Annotated in this window: 22 protein-coding genes; all 22 read right to left on the bottom strand. The window is 37.8% G+C overall.

From position 1 onward, the window contains the following. Positions 1-55 precede the first annotated feature (55 nt). The 22 genes from N0O92_RS02590 to N0O92_RS02695 all read right to left on the bottom strand — a co-directional run bounded on the left by N0O92_RS02590 (position 56) and on the right by N0O92_RS02695 (position 20,237). Positions 56-544 carry a DivIVA domain-containing protein gene (locus N0O92_RS02590; RefSeq protein ID WP_315613045.1) on the bottom strand — a complete coding sequence of 163 codons (489 nt, stop codon included), beginning with the start codon at positions 542-544 and terminating at the stop codon, positions 56-58. A 135-nt stretch (positions 545-679) separates the two neighbouring features. Beyond that, a complete protein-coding gene (locus N0O92_RS02595; protein ID WP_315613046.1) occupies positions 680-1,294 on the bottom strand; it encodes a YlmH family RNA-binding protein in 615 nt (204 codons plus the stop codon). Between the two features lie 181 nt (positions 1,295-1,475). Continuing rightward, positions 1,476-1,733, bottom strand: a complete 258-nt coding sequence (locus N0O92_RS02600) for a YggT family protein (protein WP_315613047.1) — start codon at positions 1,731-1,733, stop codon at positions 1,476-1,478. A 25-nt stretch (positions 1,734-1,758) separates the two neighbouring features. Beyond that, positions 1,759-2,214 carry a cell division protein SepF gene (locus N0O92_RS02605; protein WP_315613048.1) on the bottom strand — a complete coding sequence of 152 codons (456 nt, stop codon included), beginning with the start codon at positions 2,212-2,214 and terminating at the stop codon, positions 1,759-1,761. A 22-nt stretch (positions 2,215-2,236) separates the two neighbouring features. Next, positions 2,237-2,917 carry a YggS family pyridoxal phosphate-dependent enzyme gene (locus tag N0O92_RS02610; RefSeq protein ID WP_315613049.1) on the bottom strand — a complete coding sequence of 227 codons (681 nt, stop codon included), beginning with the start codon at positions 2,915-2,917 and terminating at the stop codon, positions 2,237-2,239. A gap of 2 nt (positions 2,918-2,919) precedes the next feature. Beyond that, entirely contained in the window at positions 2,920-3,747 is an 828-nt protein-coding gene (gene pgeF / locus N0O92_RS02615) for a peptidoglycan editing factor PgeF (RefSeq protein ID WP_315613050.1), read from the bottom strand. Positions 3,748-3,855: 108 nt separating this feature from the next. Further along, a complete protein-coding gene (locus tag N0O92_RS02620; RefSeq protein ID WP_315613051.1) occupies positions 3,856-4,152 on the bottom strand; it encodes a YlmC/YmxH family sporulation protein in 297 nt (98 codons plus the stop codon). 205 nt (positions 4,153-4,357) lie between these two features. Next, entirely contained in the window at positions 4,358-5,143 is a 786-nt protein-coding gene (gene sigG / locus N0O92_RS02625) for an RNA polymerase sporulation sigma factor SigG (RefSeq protein WP_034740762.1), read from the bottom strand. 273 nt (positions 5,144-5,416) lie between these two features. Continuing rightward, positions 5,417-6,130 carry an RNA polymerase sporulation sigma factor SigE gene (sigE, locus tag N0O92_RS02630; RefSeq protein WP_034740756.1) on the bottom strand — a complete coding sequence of 238 codons (714 nt, stop codon included), beginning with the start codon at positions 6,128-6,130 and terminating at the stop codon, positions 5,417-5,419. A gap of 22 nt (positions 6,131-6,152) precedes the next feature. Then, positions 6,153-7,076 (bottom strand): sigma-E processing peptidase SpoIIGA, encoded by a 924-nt coding sequence (gene spoIIGA, locus N0O92_RS02635; protein ID WP_315613052.1) that lies wholly within the window; start codon positions 7,074-7,076, stop codon positions 6,153-6,155. A 225-nt stretch (positions 7,077-7,301) separates the two neighbouring features. Beyond that, entirely contained in the window at positions 7,302-8,438 is a 1,137-nt protein-coding gene (gene ftsZ, locus N0O92_RS02640) for a cell division protein FtsZ (RefSeq protein ID WP_315613053.1), read from the bottom strand. Positions 8,439-8,476: 38 nt separating this feature from the next. Beyond that, positions 8,477-9,757 carry a cell division protein FtsA gene (gene ftsA, locus N0O92_RS02645; protein ID WP_315613054.1) on the bottom strand — a complete coding sequence of 427 codons (1,281 nt, stop codon included), beginning with the start codon at positions 9,755-9,757 and terminating at the stop codon, positions 8,477-8,479. Positions 9,758-9,952: 195 nt separating this feature from the next. Beyond that, positions 9,953-10,303, bottom strand: coding sequence for a small basic family protein (locus tag N0O92_RS02650; protein ID WP_315613055.1), 351 nt, complete (start codon positions 10,301-10,303; stop codon positions 9,953-9,955). A 3-nt stretch (positions 10,304-10,306) separates the two neighbouring features. Further along, a complete protein-coding gene (locus tag N0O92_RS02655) occupies positions 10,307-11,017 on the bottom strand; it encodes a DUF881 domain-containing protein (protein WP_315613056.1) in 711 nt (236 codons plus the stop codon). Between the two features lie 4 nt (positions 11,018-11,021). Then, a complete protein-coding gene (locus tag N0O92_RS02660; RefSeq protein WP_315613057.1) occupies positions 11,022-11,738 on the bottom strand; it encodes a DUF881 domain-containing protein in 717 nt (238 codons plus the stop codon). Next, positions 11,722-12,501 carry a cell division protein FtsQ/DivIB gene (locus tag N0O92_RS02665; protein WP_315613058.1) on the bottom strand — a complete coding sequence of 260 codons (780 nt, stop codon included), beginning with the start codon at positions 12,499-12,501 and terminating at the stop codon, positions 11,722-11,724. Before N0O92_RS02665 ends, N0O92_RS02660 begins: the two co-directional genes overlap by 17 nt. 202 nt (positions 12,502-12,703) lie before the next feature. Then, positions 12,704-13,621, bottom strand: a complete 918-nt coding sequence (gene murB / locus N0O92_RS02670; RefSeq protein ID WP_315613059.1) for a UDP-N-acetylmuramate dehydrogenase — start codon at positions 13,619-13,621, stop codon at positions 12,704-12,706. Positions 13,622-13,689: 68 nt separating this feature from the next. Beyond that, on the bottom strand, positions 13,690-14,781 hold the full coding sequence (gene murG / locus N0O92_RS02675) for an undecaprenyldiphospho-muramoylpentapeptide beta-N-acetylglucosaminyltransferase (protein ID WP_315613060.1): 1,092 nt from the start codon (positions 14,779-14,781) through the stop codon (positions 13,690-13,692). 234 nt (positions 14,782-15,015) lie between these two features. Further along, on the bottom strand, positions 15,016-16,113 hold the full coding sequence (gene spoVE / locus N0O92_RS02680; protein ID WP_315613061.1) for a stage V sporulation protein E: 1,098 nt from the start codon (positions 16,111-16,113) through the stop codon (positions 15,016-15,018). Between the two features lie 149 nt (positions 16,114-16,262). Further along, positions 16,263-17,630, bottom strand: a complete 1,368-nt coding sequence (gene murD, locus N0O92_RS02685; RefSeq protein ID WP_315613062.1) for a UDP-N-acetylmuramoyl-L-alanine--D-glutamate ligase — start codon at positions 17,628-17,630, stop codon at positions 16,263-16,265. Beyond that, a complete protein-coding gene (gene mraY, locus N0O92_RS02690; protein ID WP_315613244.1) occupies positions 17,631-18,605 on the bottom strand; it encodes a phospho-N-acetylmuramoyl-pentapeptide-transferase in 975 nt (324 codons plus the stop codon). Positions 18,606-18,776: 171 nt separating this feature from the next. After that, positions 18,777-20,237 carry a UDP-N-acetylmuramoyl-L-alanyl-D-glutamate--2,6-diaminopimelate ligase gene (locus N0O92_RS02695; protein ID WP_315613063.1) on the bottom strand — a complete coding sequence of 487 codons (1,461 nt, stop codon included), beginning with the start codon at positions 20,235-20,237 and terminating at the stop codon, positions 18,777-18,779. Positions 20,238-20,280: the final 43 nt, after the last annotated feature.

Consider the following 20,280-nt stretch of genomic DNA (forward strand, 5'->3'; position numbering starts at 1 on the left):
GATTATCATTATATGATAGCATGGCAAGAAGTGCAAGGCTCTCTCAAAAAAAGCGTTATGTCCGCTCTTCCATTAGTTCCTCTTCTTCTGTTACCTCATCCCAATCATCTGATTGAAGCATTTCTAACTGAGCTTCAATGAGCATTTTAAATCTCATCTTATAAACGGAAGCTTGCTTTTTCAACTCCTCCATATCCATCATCACTTTTCTTGATTTCATCAAGGAGTCGTTAATGATACGATCGGCATTCTTCTCTGCTTCTTTAACAATAAGCTGCGCTTCTTTTTGCGCACTCCGTCTAACTTCTTCGGCTGCTTCTTGCGCTACTAAAATGGATTTGTTTAATGTTTCCTCGATATTTTTAAAATGTTCCAGTTTTTCGTCAAGGTCCGTAACTCGTTCAAATAAATCCTTTTTTTCACGAAGAACAGCTTCGTAATCCTTAATGACTTGGTCCAAAAATTCATTCACTTCATCTTCATCATATCCACGAAACCCTCTAGTAAATTCTTTGTTATGGATATCCAAAGGGGTCAAAGGCATATAAGCCACCTCCAAGTTGTTAACATCATTTAGTCAAAAATGAACCTTTCAAATCCCTTGATTTTTACTGGCTCGCTTCTTTTATTTGTAATTTCGACACAGATTTCGAATTTCCTGCATTTTTTTATAAATCTCTTATTGTTTCTTTCCAAATCGAAGTCGATATTTCTCCTTTTTCGTCAAACCTTCAATCGCTATTATTTTTGCCCTTCCATATCCTCTGACCGATATGTAGTCCCCTGCTTCTAACGTAAAATCAGTTCGATCAACTGTTTTCCAGTTTACTTTTACTAATCCTTTTTCAATATAGGGCGACACTTTCGATCTTGATAACTTGTATATCTTAGCCATAATCACATCAAGTCTCATTGAAGAAGTCGTAGTGACATCTTCAATCCATTCATCTTTAGGTATAATGTGCTCAGATATTGGGATTCGATTCAAATGGACAGGGGCTTTTCCAATCGTTTGAACATTCATCTCTACATAATCAGAAATTTCTGACGCGATAATAATTTGAGCCACTCCATTATCGTTCAACGAAATATCTCCAAACTTCTCTCTCTTTATACCAATATTCATAATGGATCCTAAAATATCTCGATGCTGCAAAGTAACAAATTTAGATGGGTAGTCTATGGAAAAAAGGGTAAGATTAAAATCTTCGTCAGAGGTTTCTAAATAGGGCGGGGTTAAACGCAATCGACAACGCTCTGCATAACGAGAGCCTCCCGAAAAGGAGAGGCTCACATCTTCATCATGTCCAATTATAGTTCGTGCAATTTCTTGTTGGCGCGGATCTAGAAAATCAGTTAAACGATCTATATGTCTGTATTTGACATCTTCTTGCCACTCAATTACTTGGTCAACAAAGGGACGTTCTTCCTCACGAAAGTGCTGATAGATACTTATGGTTGCTCACTCCTAACTGCTAAATGCCAAAAAGGGCACGAACACCGCCACCCGCTAAGCGAAGTACGATAATAGCGACGATTGGAGAAAGATCAATCATTCCAAGGGGTGGAACAAATTTTCTAAATGGCTCTAAATATGGCTCAACGATTCGGCCAATAAATTGTCCAATTGATGATTCACGGGCGTTCGGAAACCATGACATTAGTATATAACCAATAATAAAGAAAGAATAAATATATAATGCTTGATGAAGTAATAATCCAATTGTTTGCAAAACATTCACCACCTTCTACTTGCTTCTATTCAAAATGCTCCTGCATCATTTCTGTAATTGTACCTGTAACATCTACATTATCAGGTGTACATAAAAAAATGTTTGAGCCTATCTTTTGAATGTCCCCCCCAATAGCATACACTGTTCCACTTAAAAAATCGACTACTCGTTTCGCTTGGTCATGAGAAATACGTTGTAAATTGATGATCACTGCTTTTCTATTTTTTAAATGATCAGCAATTTCTTGAGCTTCATCATACGTACGAGGCTCTTGTAATATTACTTTTGCTCCTTTTTGAACACTTTGTAAACTTACTACATTCTGAGGAGTTGGCCCACTTGCTGGTTGCTTTTGTTGGCTTCGCGAACGACGTTTTTGTTCTGGTTCGTCGTTTTCATAACGCTCGTCCACATACTCCTCAATTTCCTCATATTCATCTTCTAATTCAAAAAAACGTTTAAATTTTGACTTCATCCCCATTATTATTCTCCTCTCACTTCTGTTATTCTTTACCGACTAAAGCGGAACCAATCCTGATAAACGTTGCACCTTCTTCAATAGCTACATGATAGTCATTGGACATTCCCATTGATAGTTCTTTACATGGTGCATGCGCTAGTTCTAATTCTTGAACAGAGTCACGAATTTCTCTAAGCTTTCTAAAAATTGGTCTAGTTAATTCAGGATCATCATAAAAAGGCGCCATTGTCATTAACCCCACAATTACAATTCGTGGATAGTCAGCTAGGTCATTTATAAACGGAATAACTTCTCCTGGAGTAAGTCCCGACTTAGATTGTTCTCCAGAGACATTAACTTGAACAAAACATTTCATCACTTGTCCATCTTCTAGTCGCTTGTCCAATTCTTTTGCTAGAGAAAGCCGGTCAAGAGAATGGAGATACTCAAACTTCCCTGTAATCTCTTTCACTTTCCTTGATTGCAATGATCCAATGAAATGCCAAATTCCCCGATCACCGAGGCCGTTCCATTTTTGAACAGCCCCCTCGGTCCGATTTTCTCCAATATGTAACAACCCTGCATCGAGAGCTTCCGCCGTTGTTTCCATACTTACATATTTCGTTACGGCTACAATTTGGACCGATGAAGGATCACGATTGCAGCTCTCACATACATCATTTATTTTTTTTTGCAATTGACTAAACCTTTCTTTCACAGTCATCGTCATTCACCATCCAGTCTTAATCCAATAAAACTCATTAATCTCCCTGTCTTACCACTTTCAGCCCGATGTGAAAACATTCTCTTATCTTCCGCTGTGCAAATAGCTGATACAAGTACTTTAGACTCTTGAACCCCAGCTTCAATTATTAACTGTTTGTTTACTTCTCTTAGATCCAGAAAAAATTTCTGATCACGCGAAGGATTATATGGTTTATAAGGAAGGTCCTCAGGCCAAACTTTATCTACTTCCGCTATCACTTTTTCGTCAACTTCATAAGCTTGTTGACTTATGCACGGACCAATTGCAACATGAATATCTTCTAAGGGGATCCCTTCATTTTCTGCCCACATTGTTATCATCCCAGAAGCAATGTTTTGAACCGTCCCACGCCAGCCGGCATGTGCAAGTCCTACTGCATTATAATGTGGTGCATAAAAGTATAAAGGGACACAATCAGCATATAAGCTAGTCAATAGTATGTTTTTTTCTAATGTGTATATTCCATCTGTACTTTTAATTGCTGTTTCAATGCTTTCACTACCTAATCCTACATCATTATTAGTTACTTTTTTAATAGTCGCTTCATGAACCTGTTCAGTCCCAACCCATCTAGTTAGCTCCATATTGAGATCAGATGCTAATAGTGACCGATTACGTCTAACTACTTCAGGTTCATCCCCAACATGAAAGCCTAAGTTTAAGCTCGTATAAGGTGATTGACTGTTCCCGCCATTTCTCGTAGAAAATCCAGAAATGAGGCGAGGAAAAGCTTGATGCCATGGTTCAATTGATACATAGCGTTCACATTTTTGAATAAACGGTTCCATCTGCATCTCTCCTCTCCTCATTTTCATCAACTTTCCTTTGCAGGAAAACTTTTCATTATTTATATTTTAGCATATGAACACACTTACAAGAAACGACTTTCTTTTTATTCATCTTTTTCTCATTGTCGAAGGATGCTGTTCTTGGTTTTGCGGTGACCTACCATAATGATTAGGTACTTCAACTAAGATGACATCCGATCCGATACGAATGATATTTTTCCATGGAATAACAACCTCCTCCGATTCTTTCCCAAACAAACCCATCATTTTTCCAGAACTATTAATAACCAATGCATCAATCGCACCTGTTTTCAGATTTATCTCCAAATCCGTTAAATGGCCTAATCTTTTTCCATTATCCATATTCACAATATCCTTAACTTGTAGCTCCGAAATTTTCATCATGTTTTGGCACCTCTTTTTTATAGGATTCTTTCTTCACTATATGCGAGGTTGTATTAGGAATATGAACAAATACGTGTACATGACAAAAGAGATTTAAGCATAAAAAAGATGACTTCTCTTTTCACATACTTACTTAAGATTCTAAAGGATTCCCTCATGAATCTTAAGTAAGCAAAATGGATAAGAAGAAGTCATCTTTCATCTGTTAAATTTGAGCGTGTTTATTCATTTGTTGAATGGCAGCTTTTTCTAATCGCGAAACTTGCGCTTGCGATATTCCAATTTCATCAGCTACTTCCATTTGTGTCTTCCCTTGGAAAAAACGCATATTCAATATCATTTTTTCTCGATCATTCAATCTGACCATTGCTTCTTTGAGAGCAATTTCTTCAACCCAATTGACATCTTTGTTCCGTTCGTCAGAAATTTGATCCATGACGAAAATCGGATCCCCACCATCATTATAAATTGGTTCAAACAGAGAAACTGGATCTTGAATCGCATCTAACGCAAAAACAACATCCTCTTTCGGTACGTCTAATACCTTTGCAATTTCTTGGACAGTTGGTTCTTTTTCACGTTTTTTCTCTGACATGATCTGATCTCGAACCTGTAGCGCTTTATAGGCGATATCTCGTAAAGAACGAGAGACACGGATCGGATTATTATCACGTAGGTAGCGACGAATTTCACCTATAATCATAGGAACCGCGTATGTAGAGAATTTAACGTTTTGGCTCAAATCAAAATTATCAATTGATTTCATTAGTCCAATACAACCTACCTGAAAAAGGTCGTCTACGTATTCTCCGCGATTGTTAAATCGTTGAATTACACTAAGCACTAGACGTAAATTTCCATTCACTAATGTTTCACGTGCACTTTCTTCACCATTTTGCAATCGCTGAAATAACTCTCGCATTTCAGTGTTCTTTAGAACAGGTAACTTCGAGGTATCTACACCGCAAATCTCAACTTTATTTCGTGTCAATTCTTTCCCTCCTATCGCGGGAGATGATGTCTAAGAAAAGTATCTCCTCAAGAGGAAAAAATATGCACGAGTGAAGTCGAATTAAATCGTTCGACTTCACTCGTGCACGTCATGACAACAAAAATAAGTACTAAATTTTTTTTGAATTAAATTGTATATAAAACTGCAAAAAATTAGACGTTTTATCAAAACATCCTGAAAAACATTGAGAGCCGCTCCGCTCCCCGCTTAGAGTGAAACCCAATAGGGAAGGGCGCCCTATTGGGTTTCACTCTATACCATCTTATTAAATTCTTTTTGGAGTCTTTTGATAATTCTTTTTTCTAAGCGCGAAATATATGATTGTGAAATACCTAGCATGTCAGCTACGTCTTTTTGTGTTTTTTCTTCGTCGCCTGCTAGTCCGAATCGAAGCTCCATTATTTGTTTTTCTCGGTCATTCAACGTATGAAGTGCCTTAACTAAAAGTCTTCTGTCTACTTTCTCTTCAATTCCTCTTGTGATGATATCTTCCTCCGTTCCAAGGACATCTGAGAGCAACAACTCATTGCCATCCCAATCAATATTCAATGGTTCATCAAAAGATACTTCAGAGCGTGTTTTATTGTTTCTGCGTAAATACATTAAAATTTCATTCTCAATACATCTTGATGCATAGGTTGCCAATTTAATTTTCTTTTCAGGATTAAATGTATTCACTGCTTTAATTAACCCAATCGTACCAATACTAATTAAATCCTCAATGTTAATACCAGTATTTTCAAACTTTCGTGCAATATAAACAACTAGTCGTAAGTTTCGTTCAATTAGCATTGATTTTACTGCCTTGTCACCGGATGGTAACTTTTTTAGCAGAACAGCTTCTTCTTCTTTAGAAAGTGGTGGTGGTAATGCCTCACTTCCTCCTATGTAATAAATCTCATCAGCTTTCATTCCAAGTCGATACATTAATTTGTACCACAATAAGGTTAGCTTTAGTTTTAACATGTTGTGCCTCCTAATTACTGGATTATGCTAGCTTATCAGTGGAAACACCGAGAACTAACTTTGGATGAACTATACATTGAAAAATTCCATCTGGAGATAAATCCTTATCTTGTAAACCTAATAGAACATTTTTTGTTTCAAACCGTTCTCCCTGCTGATAAATGATTACTTTATCTGGTCTCAGTCCCGTAAGAAAAGGTTGTGATTGGCCGATTACTTGATAAGGGATAATGGATGCTCGTTCTAATAATTTCTTCTCCACGCCCTCTTCATTAACATGTTCATGAAAATCTAATATGTTAGTAACTGCCTGTTCTCCAAAAAAAGGGTAAAGTAATTTTGCTTCAATAATCATTACCGGCTTTTTTGTTAATGGATCAGATAATTGATTCCCACTGTCAATCAACCCTTTTGCCCTAAACGTGTAACCAGCAACTGAAATATCTACATCAACAATTTGATCGTATTGAACCCTTTTCATTTCAATCGTGTCAAAACGGTGCTTGGAAAAATACCAGATTAATGGAAAACCAATAAGAACAAACACCCAACTAATGCCACTTCCAAAATAGCCAGAATTCACTTGCGCCATTCCATTTAAAACTTCAATTTCTGTGTGCCAAAAATAATGAAGAGCAAATAAACCTCCCCCCGTCATAAAAGCGACAAAGTAAAACATAAGTAAGCCTTGAAGAAAATATTTCAGCCTTTTGTAACCAAAAACAATCCATACAATGACACCAGAATAAAGAAATTTCATCCAAGGCTCATTAAATAATGATGCAACGGGACTGAACATCAAAAATACAATTAATGATGCAAAAAGTGCTCCTAGGATCATTCGAATGTGATGGAAACGCCTCTTTAATACTAACGCCGTTAGCGCAATTAATAAGTAGTCAATACAAAGATTCAGTAACCAAATCACATCAATATATAAGGTCATATTCATCCTCACATCCATTGATTTGAAACTAGTATATTACACATTCTATTAAGAAGTCTGTCGCTTCATGACAAGCATGAGGGGGTTATTTTAGGAGATTTTTAGTAATATTGTCATCTTCTTTTTCAGGAAATAAAAAAGAGGGGATTGTGGAAATACCGTAAAAAAAAACGCCTTCCTTTTTCTTTGTTACTTACAAAGAATAGGAAGGCGAAATAGCTGTATTTATCTATTACGATTTCTACGATTACGTAAGAATGTTGGGATATCTAACGTATCTGTTGGCTCAGTGGAAGCTTGACTTGTTTGAGTGAATCTAGACTCTTTCTGTTCTTCTTGAACTGGAGCTTGATTAGCAGATGTCTTAGATACTTTCGGTTGCATTTGACGAGGCTGACCATTGTTTTCAACATCATCAAATCCTGTTGCAATAACTGTTACCACTATTTCATCTTTCAAGTTTTCATTAATAACGGAACCGAAAATCATATTCACTTCTTGATCGGAAGCAGCAGATACAATTTCTGCAGCTTCATGTACTTCATACAGAGAAAGGTTAGAACCTCCTGTAATATTCATGAGTACACCTTGCGCCCCATCTACAGAAGTTTCAAGCAACGGACTCGAAATAGCTTTTTTTGCAGCCTCACTTGCTCGATTCTCACCAGTTGCAATACCAATTCCCATTAAAGCAGAACCTTTTTCACTCATAATTGTTTTCACATCAGCAAAATCTAGGTTAATTAAACCAGGTACAGCAATTAGATCTGAGATACCTTGCACACCTTGACGTAAAACATTATCAGCTTCTCTAAATGCTTCAAGCATTGGTGTATTTTTATCTACAATCTCTAGTAATCGATCGTTTGGAATAACGATTAACGTATCTACTTTTTCCTTTAATGCTTGAATTCCAGCAGCTGCATGTGTTGAACGTTTACGACCTTCAAATGTGAAGGGACGAGTAACTACACCAACAGTTAGAGCACCTAATTCTTTTGCCACTTCAGCAATGACAGGTGCAGCACCGGTACCTGTTCCTCCGCCCATTCCAGCAGTAATAAAGACCATATCTGCACCTTGTAGGACTTCTTCAAGTTGCTCTCTGCTTTCTTCCGCTGCTTTTTTACCAATATCTGGATTCGCCCCTGCTCCAAGTCCTCGAGTTAATTTTCCACCTAGTTGCAACTTCGCTTCAGCTTTTGACAGGTGCAATGCTTGAGCATCTGTATTAACTGCGATAAATTCGACTCCTTGTAATCCATTCTCAATCATTCGGTTAACGGCATTGCTACCTCCACCGCCAACTCCAATAACTTTAATTTGTGCCAATTGATCCATATCCATTTCAAACTCTAACATGTAAGGTCCCCCTAATCAGACTAAATCCCGTTCATTGTCTATTCAAAAAAAACTTTAAACCAGTTCTTCACTTTTCCTTTTGACTTTGTTTTTTCTTTTTTTGGTTCTGATGTTGTTTCCTTTCGCTCGCGTTTTGGTTCCTGATAAGAGTCCTGTTCAGATACAGACGCAGCGACTTCTTTCCCTTGAACTTTGGCGTTTTTATAGGCAAACTGAATAAGACCAACACCTGTTGTATACTGCGGTTCGCGAACACCTAAGTAATCAGGAACAGCAACACGAACATTACCTTGTAACAATTCACTAGCTAATTCTAACACACCAGGAATCATAACCGTTCCACCTGTTAATACATAACCACTTGGAAAATCACGATAACCTAAGCGTGTTACCTCTCTGTAAATCAGTTCAAACATTTCTTCTACTCGAGGTTCAATAATGTGAGCCAATTCAAACTGAGAGTACTCCTCTGCCTCTGAACGTCCAATTGTCGTTACATCAAAGCGTTCTTCTTTTGATGCATCGTCAATATAGGCATGTCCATGTTTCGTTTTAATACGTTCCGCTTCTTCCGAAGATATCCGAAGACCAATGGCAATATCATTTGTAATATGGTCTCCCCCTATTGGAAGAACACTTGTATTTTGAAGCGTTCCTTGTTCGAATGTTGAAATAGTGATAGAACCACCACCAATATCAATCAAGCAAACTCCTAAGCTTTTCTCATCTTTGGAAATTGCCACAGAACTTGTTGCTAAAGGTTGTAAACAGATCTCTGCAACTTCTAATCCAGCACGCTCAACGCACCGCAGTAGATTATGTAAAACCGTTTTTGAACCTGTTATAATCATGCCTTCCATCTCAAGTCTAACACCAATCATACCACGTGGATCATTAATTTCATCTAAACCATCCACAATAAATTGTTTCGGAATTACATCAATTATTTCACGTTCTGGTGGAATAGAAAGGACTTGAGATGCATCAATGACACGAGTAATATCTTCATCACCGATTTCTCTATCAGGACTCGAAACAGCTACTACCCCATGACAAGGTTGTAGTTGAATATGATTGCCATTCACACCAACAACTACTTGCTTTATTGATAGTCCAACCATACGCTCTGCTTGTTCTACTGCTCGGCGTATAGACTGAACTGTTTCATCAATATCAACTATTGATCCTTTTTTTATTCCTTCAGAGTTTGCTTTCCCAACTCCAATAATATTCATCGTTCCATTTGACATTTCCCCAATGATCACTCGGACATTGGATGTACCGATGTCTAAACTTACGTAAATCTCGTTGCTGTTCAATCTATGGCACCTCCTCGTGTAATCCATCGCGTCAATTTAAATTAAAGATATTTTTTGAATGTATTTGCGATATTAACATAATCATAGATTATAGACTAATTCAACACTCAATACTATTATCCTTTTAATTAAACGTCGATTTCCTAAATTTTTTGTGTTTTTTCACGTATTTTCATATGTTTGGTTCAAATTTTGTTATTTTTGGTGATTTGCTTGCCATTTTGAAAGTAACATTCGACGTATGACAGCAATGTTATTAAAGAGACGAACACCAAAAGCAAAAATAGCAGCTAGGTATAAGTCTACACCAAGATGGACCCCTAGAAAAGCTAAACCTGCAGCTAATAGAATATTAAAGAAAAAACCTGATAAAAATACATTTGAATCAAACGTATCTTGTAAATAGGCTCTGATTCCACCAAATAATGTATCTAATGCAGCTAACAAGGCAATGGACAAATAACTTGAATACTCTGCAGGTACTCGAAAGTCCGTCATTAACCCTAAAAACACTCCAATTATTAGCCCAATTATTGGCAACCACATTGATTACCCCTCCTTTACTTCTTCCATAAAACGAACTCTTCTCGTCTGATCATATGCTGGAACTGTCACTTCTTCGGATTTTTCGATTGTTAAAGAAAATCCTCTAATCTCTAAATACTCGACCGAGGCAGACACAACCATATGATTATGCAGGCTTTCAGATTTATCTGAGAGAACGTTAATCTGTAATGGAAGAGGTGGTAATCGACGGTTATTGAGATATGTTATTTCATTAACATCTCGGAAAGCAGAAGTTGTAATAATTCGCTCTGTTCCAACTGCTATTTCTTCTGCTCCATAAATATTTAATTCATTCACTAAATATCTAAGCACTTCTGAAGGAGGTGAGCGCCTCGCTTGTCCAATAAATTGGTCATTATAAAGGGAGTCAATGGTAATGATAATACCTTCTCCTTGTTTTTCCTCTAATCCCGCGGCGCTACGTAATTGGTCAATCTGATTGGAAAGAACAAGAGTTACATCTTCATCTCTACTTTCTAACGATCTTTCATATTGTACCAAAAGAGCTTGTGCTTTATCTATCTCGCTATTTAGCTGTTGTCTTTTCTCTTGTTCAGATAACAACTCTCTTCTAAGTTCCCGAATATCCCGCGTATCTCGAATAACTGGTTCTTGTGTTGTTTGGAATTGGATCGCTAACATTAGCCCGATAATAAAAGTTACGACCGTAAATATCCATATATTATGTTTCAATTCCTCACCCACTTTCTGATAGATAAGGATCTAGTGTAAGGGTGCTTTTTTTCTGAATTCTAACCGTTATTTCATCATTTAGTAACTGATGTTGAACGCCTCCGGGTAACGTTAAGGCAGATTCTAAATGATCGGAATCACCAATTGCAGTAATAACAAATGGAGCTGCTGAAGTATGTCCATCAACCCGAATAACAGGCCCAATACATTGAATATAGGATTGATGTGAAAGCCTAAATCCATTAATCGCAATGGCCTCTGCTCCTGCAACAAAAAGCTCATGAACAACACGCTGTATATGAAACTCATGAACAATGTAATCATTTGGGTTAGCACCATCAGGTAAATAATCAGAGTCTTCAAGTGACACTTCAATTCCCTGTCCTTGAACGGGGACCTGACCAACTAACTTGCGTAATCGTTCTATATCTTCTAGTAAATTTTTTGCCTTCACTTCTTGTTCTTCGTCCATTGAAGCAAGATTCGTTTCAAGATCTCTAATTTGAGCCTGATATAATCGTAGATCTTCTTGCAATTTTCGATTTGTCGTTTGCTCCATGATCACTTGATTTCTAAGTTCATCTTCGAGTTCCCACTGTCGCTCATACCCTGGTAAAAGCACAGAACTTCTCTCGCTCGTTAGTTCATAACTAAGTGCTAGAATAAATCCAGTAACTAGTAAGACGAAGGATAGAATAATGTGTTTACCCTTCACCTTCACTTTCTGTTTCCTCCTCCGTGTTAAACTCTTCAAAGTAAGGGCTCATTCGTAAATGAAGAATCCCTTGTTTTTCCTGATCCAACTCTCTAACAATAGATGGATATGGAGCTAGATACTCCGAGAAATTCCGAATAGACGTATGCACTTCAATCCCATCTGTCATAAATAATACAATCGATAACGAATCGCTCTCCGTCGGTTCGTAGAATATCTCTGAAATTCTTTCTATTAATTGACTCGGCAGTTCTTGAAGTTCTGCCGATAACTCCGCTAACAGTTCACCTTGAGAAAAACCAATTAATAGTGGTGCATCCGATGGAAATTCATGACGCGGTAATTCTTCTAAGTAGTGACCCGTTTCTAGAATAGGGTAATACTTATCTTCTCGATAAAGGTATCCAATTCTAGCGTACTCTTCTACAGAAATCTTTATCGTGCTCGGTAATACTCTCTCTATATGAGCTGACCGAATTTCAACATGACTTAGAATGCGATCGACGACCACTTCTTGTTCAAGGTTCCACATGCTTGTCCCATTATCAACTTTACTTAATTTAATCAGTTCCTCATCAGAAACAAAATAATTCCCAACAACGGCTACATTTCTAACATGACTGAGAGGAGACTGAAAATAAACCATCAACAATAGGAGTAAGAAAAAGAAGGATAAAAAAAACAGCAAACGTCGATTAGCACGCTGTTTTCGCTGCTCTTTTAGCGATGGGATTCGTTCATTAATGGTAACAACCTTTTCCTTGCTCATACTCTTTCCTCCACCTACTTCATCCATCACGTTTACTAAAAAGCAAATAGAATGTTCTCAACTACGATTCTTCGTTGCAACCAACATATTTATTAGATTCGAAATGGCTCCTCCCCCATTCATTTTGAATAAGGGAGGAGTGATTAATTAGCATCCTCTAATTTGTTTAATTGTAACATATTTACTAATGAAAATAAGCTATTTACTCGTTTTCTTTTGGACGTCCAATCATTTCGACTTCCGTCTCAATCTCAATATTATGTTTAGTTTTAATTGTCTCTTTTACATGAGAAATTAAATTCATAACATCCTCAGCTTTTGCCTTATCTATATTTACAATGAAATTAGCATGCATCGTTGAAATTTGCGCCCCACCTATTTGAAACCCTTTTAAACCAGCTTCCTCTATTAGTTGACCAGCATAATTGGGCAACGGGTTTCGAAAGACACTACCACATGTAGGATGTTTCCATGGTTGAGAGTCGCGACGATAATCTTTATTTGCTTGCATATGCTTTACAATTTCTGCTTTTTCCCCTTTTTCTAATTGAAAAACGGCTTCAACACAAATGCCATGTTCTTGTTGAAGGCGGGATGTACGATAAGAGAATCCCATCTCTTCCCCCTTAATCCATTCCAGGCGACCATCCGGGAATAGTACAAGAGCTTCTTTAAGTATTTTAGAAATATCTGAGCCATGTGCTCCAGCATTCATGAATACCGCCCCACCAACAGAACCTGGAATCCCTCCAGCAAATTCAAGACCTGATAGCCCTTCTCGGCTAATAACAGTGGCGAGCTTGATAAGTGGATATCCCCCCCCTACTCTGATCGTATCCTCTTCTATTTCTAACTGATCCATTCCTTTGCCTAATTTAATAACCACTCCTTCGATCCCACCATCTGCCACCAACAAATTGGATCCTCTTCCAATCACTCTCCACGGAATATCATATTGTGAAATCAACTCCATTATCCGTTTTAAACTATCCAAACTATCCGGTTCAATTAACACATCAGCCGGACCACCTATTTTCCACGTCGTATGATTGGAAAGAAGTTCTTTTTCTTTTACAACTCCTATACTCTCTTTCTGAATCACTTCCAAAAACTGTTCCATATTCGTTCCCTCTTTTCTTGCTAAAGAAGTTAAGCTCTTTCCTCTTTTTAGCTTATGCAAACACCCATTTAGCGTGCTGTATCTCTTAATAACTGATAAACTTGATTCGCGGCAGATGGAACTCCTAATTCCTTAGCAGCCACGTGCATTTTCTGCCATTTCCCCTCTTCCGTAAGGACTCGATCAATCTCTTGCATTAATCGTTCCCCACTCATTTCTTGCTCTTTTAAAACGATTGCGGCTCCATTTGTTTTTAGGGAATTCGCATTTTTTTCTTGATGATTATTCGTTACATATGGACTCGGGATCAATATACTTGGTAAACCAAGAGCAGTAATCTCAGCTAATGTTGTCGCACCAGCGCGAGCAACAATTAAATCAATTGCACCTAAGACATCTGGCATATTATGAATAAAAGGTTTAATAATAACTCGATCAGAATGGCTAGTTTGCTTCACTTTTTCCATAACCGCGTCATAATGTACAGAACCTGTCACGTAAACAACTTGATAATCCTTTTTCGACCATTCATGAATAACAGATAAAAATGCGTCATTAATTGGCCTTGCCCCTCTACTTCCACCAACTATTAAAACTGTTTTTTTGTTTGGATTGAGGCTTAATGAGTTTCTACCTGCCTCTGAATCAATATTCAGCACATCTGAAGCTCTTGGATTACCGGTAAATACAACCTTCTCTTTCGGAAAAAATTGTTTCGCTTCTTCAAAACAAATGGCAACTCGATCGACGTATTTACTTAAGAATTTATTCGTTAATCCTGGTACACTATTTTGTTCGTGAATGACAGTAGGAACTTTAAGTTTCGCCGCAGCAAAAACAACCGGACCACACACATAGCCTCCAGTCCCTATAACAACATCAGGCTGAAACTTTTTAATCATACTTTTTGCACGTCTTGTGCCCACTAAGAAACGTGTTACCGTTTTAACATTATCAAAAGAAAGTTTTCTTTTAAAACCGGAAATATGTATGGTCTTAAATGGTATGCCCTCTCTAGGGACTATATCCGCTTCTAACCCTTGTTCCGTACCAATGTATAGAATCTCTGCATCTTGATGGTTTCTTTTTATTTCTTTAATTAAAGATAAGGCAGGATAGATATGTCCACCTGTTCCTCCACCACTAACCACTACTCTCATTAGCTTCCTCCCAAAAAACATGATTAGTACCATTTTATCATGAACAGAACTTGTATTATACACGAAACCTGCTAGTTTTTTTATGTTCCGATATCTTTCATACTTTCCCATTAAATTCATGAATATAATAGAAGTTTATTTCAAAATAAATCTTATTAACAAACGAAAGCACCCCCGTTAAAAATAACCATAATTATCTTTAACAAGGGCACTTCTTTTTTGCTATCCATTTTGTCATTTCACATAGCGACTTATATTTAACAACACTCCAATAGAAACAAGCATTAACGTAAGGGAAGATCCTCCGTAACTAAGCAAAGGAAGTGTAATTCCCGTAACTGGCATTAAGCCTGTAACAACACCGACATTAATCATAACCTGAATCGCTACCATGGAGATGATCCCAACAGCTAAAAAGCTCCCAAATAAATCTGGTGCCCCTAATGCGATTCTTATTCCTCTCCATAGCAAAATACCAAATAAGAAAAGAACAATAAATCCACCAATAAACCCTAGTTCTTCAGATAATATGGCAAAGATAAAATCTGTTTGCGGTTCCGGTAAATAAAAATACTTTTGCCTGCTTTCTCCTAACCCCATCCCCATTAATCCACCTGGACCAATTGCATAGAGTGATTGAATAATTTGAAACCCACTCCCTAAAGGATCTGACCAAGGATCAAGAAACGAAGTAATTCGCTTAATTCGATAAGGAGCAGAAGCAATTAAGGCTACAAATCCAACAAGTCCAGCTACTCCTAACCATGCAAAATGACTAAGGCGAGCACCCGCAACAAATATCATAATGACACAAGTGCCGACCATAACAGCCCCTGTCCCAAGATCGGGTTGTAACATAATCATACCAAATGCAACCATGACAAGAGACAGAGAAGGCATAAGTCCATGCTTAAAAGAAACGATCTTCTTTTGATTTTCTGATAAGTATTTTGCTAAAAAAGCAATCATAGCCATTTTCATAAATTCAGAAGGTTGAATAGAAAAGGCACCAATACCCAACCAACTTCTTGCCCCACCACGAACAAGGCCTACTCCTGGAATAAGGACGATTACGAGCAAAATAAAACAAACAATAATGATTACTTTAGACCAAGTACGCCATGTCCAATAATCGACCCGAATAACAAACAACATAGCTAGTACACCTACACTAGCAAAAAACAATTGTCGTTTAGCAAAGAAAAATGAATCATCGAATCGGTAGCTTGCCCATGCAGCACTTGCACTATAAACCATGATTAGACCAATTACTAATAGTACTAGCGTAGTGAACATTAGAACGTAATCTGGTGCTGTTCTCGTTTTTGGCATTCCTCCACACCTCATCTAACACGAATTAAGTTTTTCAGTTGCGCTGTACAACCCCTCAACTTAAACGTATGCTCGCGAACTACAAAACATGTCCAACGATTTTCTCTAATCGAAAAAAAGGCCGACTCACTAATGAGTTGACCTTTTGCTTACGACTTAGATGCGGCTTGTAGAGTTTCTACTGCTTTTACAAAACGCAGCCCTCGTTCTTCAAATGTTTTATACTGATCCCAACTTGCACATGCAGGGGAAAGCAAAATGACATCTCCAGACTCTGATTGATCATAGGCAGCTTGAACCGCTTCTTCCATTGTGTTTACAAAAACAATCCTTTCTACTTTTGCTTCTTTTGCTGTTTTTGCCAACTTTTCCTTTGTCTCTCCAAATGTAACTAATGCTTTCACATTCTTAAAGGAGGAAGATAACTCATCAAATTCGTTACCTCGATCGAGACCACCAGCTAATAAAACAATCGGTTGCTCAAAAGCTTCTAATGCTTTTTGTGAAGCTAAGATGTTCGTTGCTTTCGAGTCATTATAGAAACGTCTACCTTCATACTCAGACACAAATTGCAAACGGTGTTCGACTCCACTAAACGTTTGCAAAACATGTTCAATTTGCGACCGCTTAGCCCCCATCGTTAACGAAGCCCCAATAGCCGCTAATATATTTTCTAGATTATGAGCCCCAGGTAATACAATAGAATGAAGTTGGACGAGTGGCTGTCCGTTATAATAAATAGCTTCATTTTGGATACTCAATCCTTTTGCTAATGGTTGCTTTACCGAAAACGGGATTAGAGTTGCATCACTATCGTTCGCAATTTTCCTTACAATAGGATCATCTACATTATAAATAAGATAGTCACTCTCGGTTTGGTTAGCCGTAATTTTAGCTTTCGCTAATCCATACTCTTCTTTGGTGCCATGATAATCAAGATGTGCATCAAAAAGGTTTAAAAATACACTTACTTTTGGCTTAAATTGCTCCGTCCCTAATAATTGGAAAGAAGAGACTTCTAAGACCATTACTTCTTGATCTGTAGCTTTCTCAGCCACTTCACATGCAACAGTACCAATATTACCGGCAATTAACGGTTCACGCTCACCATTTTTTAGCATTTCGTAAATTAACGTCGTTGTCGTTGTCTTACCATTTGACCCTGTAATAGCCACGATTTCTGCCTCACTAATTAATGAGGCAATCTCTACTTCCGTTACTACAGAGATCCCCCTATGTAAAGCTTCACGAACAATCGGATTTCTGTACGGAATTCCCGGATTTTTCACCACCAACTCGATTCCTTTATCCAAAAGTGTGAGTGGATGACCTCCACAAACAACTTCAATCCCGATAGATTCCAATTGTTTTGCTTGCTCATTCTCTTCATACGGCTTTGCGTCATTTACAACAACATTAGCCCCAAGCTTATGAAGTAATTTAGCTGCCGCTTCACCGCTCTTAGCCAGCCCTAAGATCAAAATATTCTTTTCTTTAAACAGATCGTTTGACTTCATTTACAACCACACCTCTAAGTAGATTCCGAGCACTGCGAAAACCATACCAACAAACCAAAAAGTAACGACAACTCTCCATTCCGACCAACCTGATAGTTCATAGTGATGATGCAATGGACTCATTTTAAACACTCGTTTCCCTCTTGTCTTAAAAGAGATCACTTGAATAATAACCGAGAGTGTCTCTATGACAAAAACCCCACCAATTAAAACAAGTAATATTTCCATCTTAGTCATGATTGCAATGGCCGCGATGGCTCCACCTAAAGCTAGGGATCCAGTATCTCCCATGAATACTTTAGCTGGATGAGCATTATAAACAAGAAATCCTAACACAGATCCAACAATTGCTGCACTAAATATAGATACATCAATAAAACCAGCATACCAAGCAAGGACAGCAAATGCACCAAAAGCAATAGCTCCCGTTCCAGCCAATAATCCATCTAAACCATCTGTTAAATTCACAGCATTAGAAGCACCGACAAGCATGACAATGACTAAAGGTAAATAAAGCCAGCCTAAGTCAATGGATAAATTTGTAGCCGGGACATGAATCTCTGTAGAAAAATCCATTTGAATAAGACCAATATAAAAAAGGATCGCAATAAGTAATTGACCGGCTAATTTTTGTTTTGACGTTAACCCAAGGTTGCGCTTTAATACAACCTTAATAAAATCATCTAGAAAACCAACCAATCCAAACCCTACTGTTACAAGAAGTAATAATAAGATTTCTTGACTAAAAGACAGAAAACGAGTTGAGATAAATACAGTGGTCACTAGGACTGTCAGGACAATGACAATACCTCCCATTGTCGGAGTACCACTTTTCTTTTGATGTGATTTTGGGCCTTCCTCCCGAATACTTTGCCCGAATTTTAACCTTCTTAAAAAAGGGATAAAAAGGGGTGATAGGAGGACAGCAATTAGAAATGAAGCCAGTAAGGTAAGAAGTAAGACGCGCTCTAACATCACTGATCATTCCTCCTTTCTTTATAACGAATAACCATATTCATTTGTCATTTTTTAGTATTGTTAACTCTTTTTTTTTAGACCTTTATCATTTTCTTTATTATTGATATCACTTAATAGCAAGCGATATGTGTCTTTTCTATTCAAGAATTTAATCCTGTTAGCTTTCTATTATGATAACTTTTTTTCTAGTATCGCTTGCCGCGCCACTTCTCTATCATCAAAGTGGATCGTTTGATTGCCTAAAATTTGATACGTTTCATGTCCCTTGCCAGCAATGACAATGATGTCATCTTTTTCAGCTTCGTTAATCGCCTGTTTAATTGCCTCTGCTCGGTCCATGACTACCTCATAACGCCCATCACTAACACCTTCTGTCATATCATGAATAATTTGTTTTGGATCTTCTGAGCGAGGGTTATCTGATGTAAAGATGGCTCGATCGGCCTCCTCACAAGCAATTCTTGCCATAACAGGACGCTTTGTTCGGTCCCTATCTCCTCCACAGCCAACAATCGCAAAGATTCGTTTCGTGGCAAATTCTTTAACAGTTTTCAGTACATTTTCTAAGCTATCTGACGTGTGGGCATAGTCGACAATGACAGTAAAATCTTGACCTTCATCAACCGTTTCGAAGCGGCCGGCTACACCCTCTACCTGCTCTAGGCTGGCTTTAATAGAGGCTAATGACACACCAGAGACATAAGCAGCTGCAATAGCAGCTAATGCGTTATAAACACTGAACATTCCAATTAATTTCAAAGAAACGGATTCACTTTCTCCAAAAGCTGTTAAGTCAAACGTTGTACCAGAGGGGCTAATTTTTATATTATTAGCGACAATATCAGCCTCTTCTCTCACGCCATACTTCACAACATCAACCGTTGTTAAACGAGCCAATTCAGTAGAAGCGGGGTCATCTGCATTTAACACAGCTACCTTATTAGAGAACGTGTTACCAAGTTGTGAGAATAATAAGCCTTTAGCATACAAATAGGACTCCATTGTCCCATGATAATCTAAATGATCTGGAGACAAATTTGTAAACACCGCTACATTGAAATCACATCCACGAACTCTTCCTAAATGAAGGGCATGAGAAGAAACTTCCATTAATGCCACATCCACTTGCTCAACAACCATTTCATTAAATAATTGCTGAAGCGGAAGGGATTCAGGGGTTGTGTTCTTTGTCTCATATTGAGTTGAGCCCACTTTTGTGTACATCGTCCCAATCAAACCTGTTTTTTTGTGATCATCCTGCATGATCTTTTCAATTAAATGAGTAACCGTTGTTTTTCCATTTGTCCCTGTAACCCCAATTAAATGGAGCTTTTCGGTCGGATACCCATAAAAATGACAAGCAAGCTTAGCCATTGCTCGCTTTGTGTCCGGAACGATAATGACCGGAATAGACACAGAAAGAGGGCGTTCAGCGATAACCGCTACCGCCCCTTTTCTTTCTGCCTGTTGTGCGTAATCATGACCATCTACTGTATATCCTTTAATACAAATAAAGACAGTACCTTCTTTTACATTTCTAGAATCCATTTCTAAAGATGTGACAGTTGGGTTAGCTTGACACTCTTTATATTGAAACCTTAGTGGCACAAGGAGTTCCTGTAGTTTCATATTATTACAACCTCTCAATCCATTTCACAAATTACCAATCGCT

Source organism: Alkalihalobacillus sp. MEB130, from assembly GCF_032335535.1.
Taxonomy (GTDB): Bacteria; Bacillota; Bacilli; order Bacillales; family Bacillaceae_D; genus Halalkalibacter.

Bases quoted from the DNA above. Each gene is read 5' to 3' on its own strand.
- N0O92_RS02610 (WP_315613049.1), bottom strand. From the start codon at position 2,917: ATGACTGTGAAAGAAAGGTTTAGTCAATTGCAAAAAAAAATAAATGAT.
- N0O92_RS02620 (WP_315613051.1), bottom strand. From the start codon at position 4,152: ATGATGAAAATTTCGGAGCTACAAGTTAAGGATATTGTGAATATGGAT.
- murD (WP_315613062.1), bottom strand. From the start codon at position 17,630: ATGAAGTCAAACGATCTGTTTAAAGAAAAGAATATTTTGATCTTAGGG.
- spoVE (WP_315613061.1), bottom strand. From the start codon at position 16,113: ATGCCAAAAACGAGAACAGCACCAGATTACGTTCTAATGTTCACTACG.
- spoIIGA (WP_315613052.1), bottom strand. From the start codon at position 7,076: ATGACCTTATATATTGATGTGATTTGGTTACTGAATCTTTGTATTGAC.
- sigE (WP_034740756.1), bottom strand. From the start codon at position 6,130: ATGTTAAAACTAAAGCTAACCTTATTGTGGTACAAATTAATGTATCGA.
- ftsZ (WP_315613053.1), bottom strand. From the start codon at position 8,438: ATGTTAGAGTTTGAAATGGATATGGATCAATTGGCACAAATTAAAGTT.
- N0O92_RS02605 (WP_315613048.1), bottom strand. From the start codon at position 2,214: ATGGGGATGAAGTCAAAATTTAAACGTTTTTTTGAATTAGAAGATGAA.
- N0O92_RS02695 (WP_315613063.1), bottom strand. From the start codon at position 20,237: ATGAAACTACAGGAACTCCTTGTGCCACTAAGGTTTCAATATAAAGAG.
- N0O92_RS02665 (WP_315613058.1), bottom strand. From the start codon at position 12,501: ATGAGCAAGGAAAAGGTTGTTACCATTAATGAACGAATCCCATCGCTA.
- pgeF (WP_315613050.1), bottom strand. From the start codon at position 3,747: ATGGAACCGTTTATTCAAAAATGTGAACGCTATGTATCAATTGAACCA.
- N0O92_RS02650 (WP_315613055.1), bottom strand. From the start codon at position 10,303: ATGTGGTTGCCAATAATTGGGCTAATAATTGGAGTGTTTTTAGGGTTA.
- murG (WP_315613060.1), bottom strand. From the start codon at position 14,781: ATGAGAGTAGTGGTTAGTGGTGGAGGAACAGGTGGACATATCTATCCT.
- murB (WP_315613059.1), bottom strand. From the start codon at position 13,621: ATGGAACAGTTTTTGGAAGTGATTCAGAAAGAGAGTATAGGAGTTGTA.
- mraY (WP_315613244.1), bottom strand. From the start codon at position 18,605: ATGTTAGAGCGCGTCTTACTTCTTACCTTACTGGCTTCATTTCTAATT.
- N0O92_RS02590 (WP_315613045.1), bottom strand. From the start codon at position 544: ATGCCTTTGACCCCTTTGGATATCCATAACAAAGAATTTACTAGAGGG.